The organism is Streptomyces mayonensis, assembly GCF_018982965.1.
In the GTDB taxonomy this organism is placed as follows: domain Bacteria; phylum Actinomycetota; class Actinomycetes; order Streptomycetales; family Streptomycetaceae; genus Streptomyces; species Streptomyces mayonensis.
Genome location: NZ_JACBYP010000212.1, coordinates 1 through 5573, shown reverse-complemented (window position 1 = coordinate 5573; position 5573 = coordinate 1). Strand labels below are relative to the sequence as shown.

The window sequence follows — 5573 nt, the reverse complement described above, 5'->3', positions numbered from 1 at the left end:
CCCCAGCCTCCGCCCGGCCCGGGCTGGGGCGCACCGCCCCCCGCACCTCCCGGCGCCGGACACGGCGGCCCGGGCGGAGGCTGGGGCGGCTACGGCGCCCCCGGCGGACACGGCGGCTGGGGCGGCGGCTGGGGCGGCCCCCCGCCCGCGGCGAAGCCCGGCGTGATCCCGCTCCGCCCGCTCGGGGTGGGCGAGATCCTCGACGGCGCCGTCTCCACCATGCGCAGCTACTGGCGCACGGTGCTCGGTGTCTCCCTGGCCGTCGCCGTCTTCACCGAGATCGTCGTCGTACTGCTCCAGGGTCTTGTCCTGGACGACACCAGCACCGAGGCCCTGAACGACCCCGACGCCACCCTGAGCGAACTCGGTGACGCCCTGACCGACACCACGGTCAACTCCGGTGTCGTCTTCCTGATCTCCCTGATCGGCACCGTCCTCGCCACCGCGCTGCTGACGACCGTCACCAGCCGCGCCGTACTGGGCCGACCGGTGACGACCGCCGAGGCCTGGCGGGACGCGCGCCCGCAGGTGCTGAAGCTGTTCGGCCTGATCATCCTGCTGCTGCTCGTCGTCGCAGGCATCGTGACCGCAGCCATGGCGCCGGGCCTCCTGGTCGCGGCCGCGGGCGGCGGCGGTGCCGGTGTGGCCCTGACGGTCCTGGGCGCTCTCGGGGGCGCCGTCCTCGCCGTGTGGCTCATGGTCCGCTTCTCGCTGGCGTCCCCCGCGCTGATGCTGGAGAAGCAGGGCATCAAAAAGGCCCTGAGCCGCTCCGTGAAGCTGGTCCGCGGTTCCTGGTGGCGGGTGTTCGGCATCCAGCTGCTCGCCACGGTCATCGCCAACGTCGTCGCGTCGATCATCATCATCCCCTTCACCCTCCTCGCGGCCACCCTCGGCGGCGACGGCGTCGGTGGGCTTCTGGAGGGCAGCGGCGACCTCGGCTGGACCTTCCTCGTCGTCAGCGGCATCGGCTCGGTGATCGGCTCCATGATCACCCTCCCGATCACCGCGGGCGTCACCGTGCTGCTCTACATCGACCAGCGCATCCGCCGCGAGGCCCTCGACCTCGAACTGGCCCGCGCCGCCGGCTCCCGGGGCTCCGGCGCCCCCGGCGCCGTCCCGGGGAGCTGATGCGGTGACCCGGGCGGGGGGAATGCTCACAGAAGTGCTGCCGCACACCGCCGTACGAGCCGTGTCGCGCGCCGGCGACACCCTCGTACGGTCGTTGTCGCGCTCGGGCGACGAACCGCCGGTGACGATCCCGCGCGATCCCGCGCGGGAGGCGGCGCGACACGAGCTGTCCAAGCGCATGTACCACGAGAACGACCCCAGTTGGTTCCAGAAGGCCCTGGAGACCTTCTGGCACTGGATCAACGAGCTGTTCAGCAGGGCGTCCACCGCGGCGCCCGGAGGAACGCTCGGCCTGGTCGTCATCATCCTGGCCGTCGTCGCCGTACTGGCCGCCCTCTGGTGGCGCCTGGGCACTCCGCGCCGTGAGCCGGCCTCCGTACCCGCCCTGTTCGACGAGCGTCCCCGCAGCGCCGCCGAACACCGCGCCGCCGCACAGGCGCACGCCGCACAGAGCCACTGGAACCAGGCCGTCCAGGAACGCATGCGCGCCGTCGTCCGAGCCCTCGAGGAACGCGCGCTGCTCGACGTCCGCCCCGGCCGCACCGCCGACGAGGCCGCCACCGAGGCCGGCCGCGCCCTCCCCGCCCACCTCGGCCGACTCCGCACCGCGGCCCGCGACTTCGACGACGTCACGTACGGCGGCCGCCCCGGCACCGAACAGTCGTACCAGAGCCTCACCGAACTCGACCACGACCTGGAACGCAGCAAGCCCCTCCTGACGAGCAGCACGCCCGCCGGCTCCCGGGGCGGCGAGGACCGCGACACCAGCCGGGGAGCCGCCGGATGACCACCGAGGCCACCCTGCCCACCACTTCGGCCTCGCCCACCGCCCGCCAGGTGTGGACCCGCGCGCGGGGCATCGCAGTCGCCCTCGTCGTGCTGCTCGTCGGAGCCGTCGCGATCGCCGTCGTCCGCTCCGACGCACGCCACGGCGGACTCGATCCCCGCTCCGCGGACCCTCACGGCAGCCGCGCCGTCGCCGAACTCCTCGCCGACCGCGGCGTCTCCACACGCGTGGTCACCACCGTCGAGGAGGCCCGCTCGGCTGCCGGACCGGACACCACCCTGCTGGTCGCGGCCCCCGACCTGCTGACCGAGCGCCAGCAGACCGGGCTGCACGCCGCGACCACCGGCTCCGGCGGCCGAACCGTCCTCGTCGCCCCCGGCGGCCCCGCCGTCGAACGCCTCGTCCCCGGCGTCACCGCCGACCCGGCGCTCAGCTTCGACTCGACGCTGTCCCCCGACTGCGACCTGCCCGCCGCCCGCCGCGCGGGCGACGCCGACACCGGCGGCATCCGCTACAGCACCCACCTCGAAGCCGACACCTGCTACCCCGCCCGCCGCCTGGCCACCCTGCTCCGCGTCCCCGACACCTCCGAAGGATCGGCCCAGGGAACCACCCCGGGCGACACCGTCGTCCTCGGCGCCCGCGACATCCTCGTCAACGACCACCTCGACGAGCACGGCAACGCCTCGCTCGCCCTCCAACTGCTCGGCTCGCGCGACCATCTGGTCTGGTACCTCCCCTCGCTCTCCGACGCCCCCGACCCGGACGACGAACGAAGCTTCTTCGACCTGCTCCCCTCCGGCTGGCTCTGGGGCGCCCTGCAACTCTTCGTCGCCGCCGCCCTCGCCGCCCTCTGGAGGGCACGCAGACTCGGCCCTCTGGTCCCCGAAAAACTCCCCGTCGCGATCCGCGCCTCCGAAACCGTCGAAGGCCGCGCCCGCCTCTACCGCAAGGCGAACGCCCGCGACCGCGCCGCCAGCGCTCTTCGCTCCGCCACCCGCACCCGCCTCGCCCCCCTCGTAGGCGTCCCCGTCGCCCAGGCACACACGCCCGAAGCCCTGCTCCCCGCGCTCTCCGCCCGCCTCCACGGCGACGGACAGTCCCTGCAGCCCCTCCTCTTCGGCCCGCCGCCCGGCGACGACGCGGCCCTGATCGCCCTCGCCGACCAACTCGACGCCCTCGAAAGTGAGGTACGCCGTCCATGATGGACCCGACCACTGACAACGCCGGGCAGAGCGCGGCCCCGGGCAGTGCCCGCACCGCCCTCGAAGCCCTGCGCGCCGAGATCGCCAAGGCCGTGGTCGGCCAGGACGCCGCCGTGACCGGTCTCGTCGTCGCCCTCCTGTGCCGGGGCCACGTCCTCCTCGAAGGCGTCCCCGGAGTCGCCAAGACGCTCCTGGTCCGCGCCCTCGCCGCCGCCACCGAACTCGACACCAAACGCGTCCAGTTCACGCCCGACCTGATGCCGAGCGATGTCACCGGCTCGCTGGTCTACGACGCCCGCAGCGCCGAGTTCTCCTTCCAGCCCGGCCCCGCCTTCACCAACCTGCTCCTCGCCGACGAGATCAACCGCACGCCGCCGAAAACCCAGTCGTCCCTCCTCGAAGCCATGGAGGAACGCCAGGTCACGGTCGACGGCACGCCCCGCCCGCTCCCCGAGCCGTTCCTCGTCGCGGCCACCCAGAACCCGGTCGAGTACGAGGGCACCTACCCCCTCCCCGAAGCCCAGCTGGACCGCTTCCTCCTCAAGCTCACCGTCCCACTCCCCACCCGCCAGGACGAGATCGACGTCCTCACCCGCCACGCCACCGGCTTCAACCCGCGCGACCTGCACGCCGCCGGCGTACGCCCCGTCGCAAGCGCCGCCGACCTGGAGGCCGCCCGCGCCGAGGTCGCCGAGACGACCGTCTCCCCGGAGATCACCGCCTACGTCGTCGACATCTGCCGCGCCACCCGCGACTCGCCGTCGCTCACCCTCGGCGTCTCCCCGCGCGGAGCGACGGCACTGCTGTCGACTGCCCGGGCGTGGGCCTGGCTCACGGGCCGCGACTACGTCACTCCGGACGACGTGAAGGCCCTCGCCCTGCCCACGCTCCGGCACCGCGTCCAGCTCCGCCCGGAGGCCGAGATGGAGGGCGTCACCACGGACTCCGTCATCAACGCGACCCTCGTCCACGTCCCGGTTCCCCGCTGATGGCACTCACCGGACGCGCCGCACTCGTCGCGGCCCTGGGCTCCGTGCCCATCGGCATCTGGGACCCCAGCTGGACGGGCATCCTCGCAGTCAACGCCCCGCTCGCCGCAGCCTGCGCCTGCGACTTCGCCCTGGCCGCCCCCGTACGACGCCTGGGCCTCACACGCTCCGGCGACACCACCGCACGCCTCGGGGACGCGGCCGACGTCACTCTGACGGTCACCAACCCGTCCAACCGCCCCCTGCGGGCCCGCATTCGCGACGCCTGGCCGCCGAGCAGCTGGCAACCCGGCACGGAGACGACAGCCTCCCGCCACAGCCTCACGGTGCCGCCCGGGGAACGCCGCCGCCTCACGACCCGCCTTCGGCCCACCCGGCGCGGCGACCGCAGGTCCGACCGCGTCACCATCCGGTCGTACGGCCCTCTCGGCCTCTTCACCCGCCAGGGCACCCACCGAGTCCCCTGGACGGTACGCGTCCTGCCGCCCTTCAGCAGCCGCAAGCACCTCCCGTCCAAACTGTCCCGGCTCCGCGAACTCGACGGCCGCACCAGCGTCCTCACCCGAGGACAGGGCACGGAGTTCGACAGTCTGCGCGAGTACGTGCCCGGCGACGACACCCGCTCCATCGACTGGCGAGCCACCGCACGCCAGTCCACGGTCGCCCTACGCACGTGGCGTCCGGAACGCGACCGTCACATCCTGCTCGTCCTGGACACCGGCCGCACGTCGGCCGGCCGCGTGGGCGACGCTCCACGCCTCGACGCCTCCATGGACGCCGCCCTGCTCCTGGCAGCCCTGGCCTCCCGCGCCGGTGACCGCGTCGACCTACTCGCCCACGACCGGCGCGTACGCGCCCTCGTACAGGGCCGCACCGCGGGCGACGTACTGCCCTCTCTGGTCAACACCATGGCCACTCTGGAGCCGGAACTGGTCGAGACCGACGCCCGTGGCCTCACTGCCACGGCTCTCAGGTCCGCATCCCGCCGCTCCCTGATCGTCCTGTTCACCACGCTGGACGCCGCCCCCGTCGAGGAGGGCCTGCTGCCCGTCCTGCCGCAACTGACCCAGCGCCACACAGTCTTGCTGGCCTCGGTGGCCGACCCGCATGTCGCGAAGATGGCGAAGGCACGCGGCCACGCGGAGGCGGTCTACCACGCCGCAGCGGCCGCGCAGGCCCAGTCGGAACGCCGACGCACGGCCGACCAGCTCCGCCGCCACGGCGTGGTGGTCGTCGACGCGACCCCGGACGAACTGCCCCCGGCACTCGCCGACGCCTATCTGGAACTCAAGGCAGCGGGCCGCCTGTAAGGACGGCAGAGGGCTGGAGAAGAATCACGGATACAACGCAGAAAGCCCCGTACCATCCCGGTACGGGGCTTCCTCGCAATAATTGTTCGGCGGCGTCCTACTCTCCCACAGGGTCCCCCCTGCAGTACCATCGGCGCTGTAAGGCTTAGCTTCC

General features: G+C 73.3%; 5 protein-coding genes and 1 rRNA gene. 5 read left to right on the top strand and 1 reads right to left on the bottom strand.

Annotation, left to right across the window (positions count from 1 at the left end; translation table 11 throughout):
* The 5 genes from HZS56_RS37010 to HZS56_RS36990 all read left to right on the top strand — a co-directional run.
* Positions 1-1128 (top strand): DUF7847 domain-containing protein (locus tag HZS56_RS37010; protein WP_216725195.1); only part of this gene is annotated, 1128 nt, incomplete at its 5' end.
* Between the two features lie 22 nt (positions 1129-1150).
* A complete protein-coding gene (locus HZS56_RS37005) occupies positions 1151-1915 on the top strand; it encodes a DUF4129 domain-containing protein (protein WP_216725194.1) in 765 nt (254 codons plus the stop codon).
* Complete coding sequence (locus HZS56_RS37000; protein ID WP_216725193.1) at positions 1912-3120, top strand: DUF4350 domain-containing protein; 1209 nt, start codon at positions 1912-1914, stop codon at positions 3118-3120. Before HZS56_RS37005 ends, HZS56_RS37000 begins: the two co-directional genes overlap by 4 nt.
* Positions 3117-4109 carry an AAA family ATPase gene (locus HZS56_RS36995; protein WP_216725192.1) on the top strand — a complete coding sequence of 331 codons (993 nt, stop codon included), beginning with the start codon at positions 3117-3119 and terminating at the stop codon, positions 4107-4109. Before HZS56_RS37000 ends, HZS56_RS36995 begins: the two co-directional genes overlap by 4 nt.
* Entirely contained in the window at positions 4109-5419 is a 1311-nt protein-coding gene (locus HZS56_RS36990) for a DUF58 domain-containing protein (protein WP_216725191.1), read from the top strand. The genes HZS56_RS36995 and HZS56_RS36990 overlap by 1 nt, the downstream gene beginning before the upstream one ends.
* Positions 5420-5503: 84 nt before the next feature.
* Here the strand turns inward: HZS56_RS36990 and rrf are convergent.
* Positions 5504-5573, bottom strand: a 5S ribosomal RNA gene (gene rrf, locus HZS56_RS39250); the annotation flags it as partial.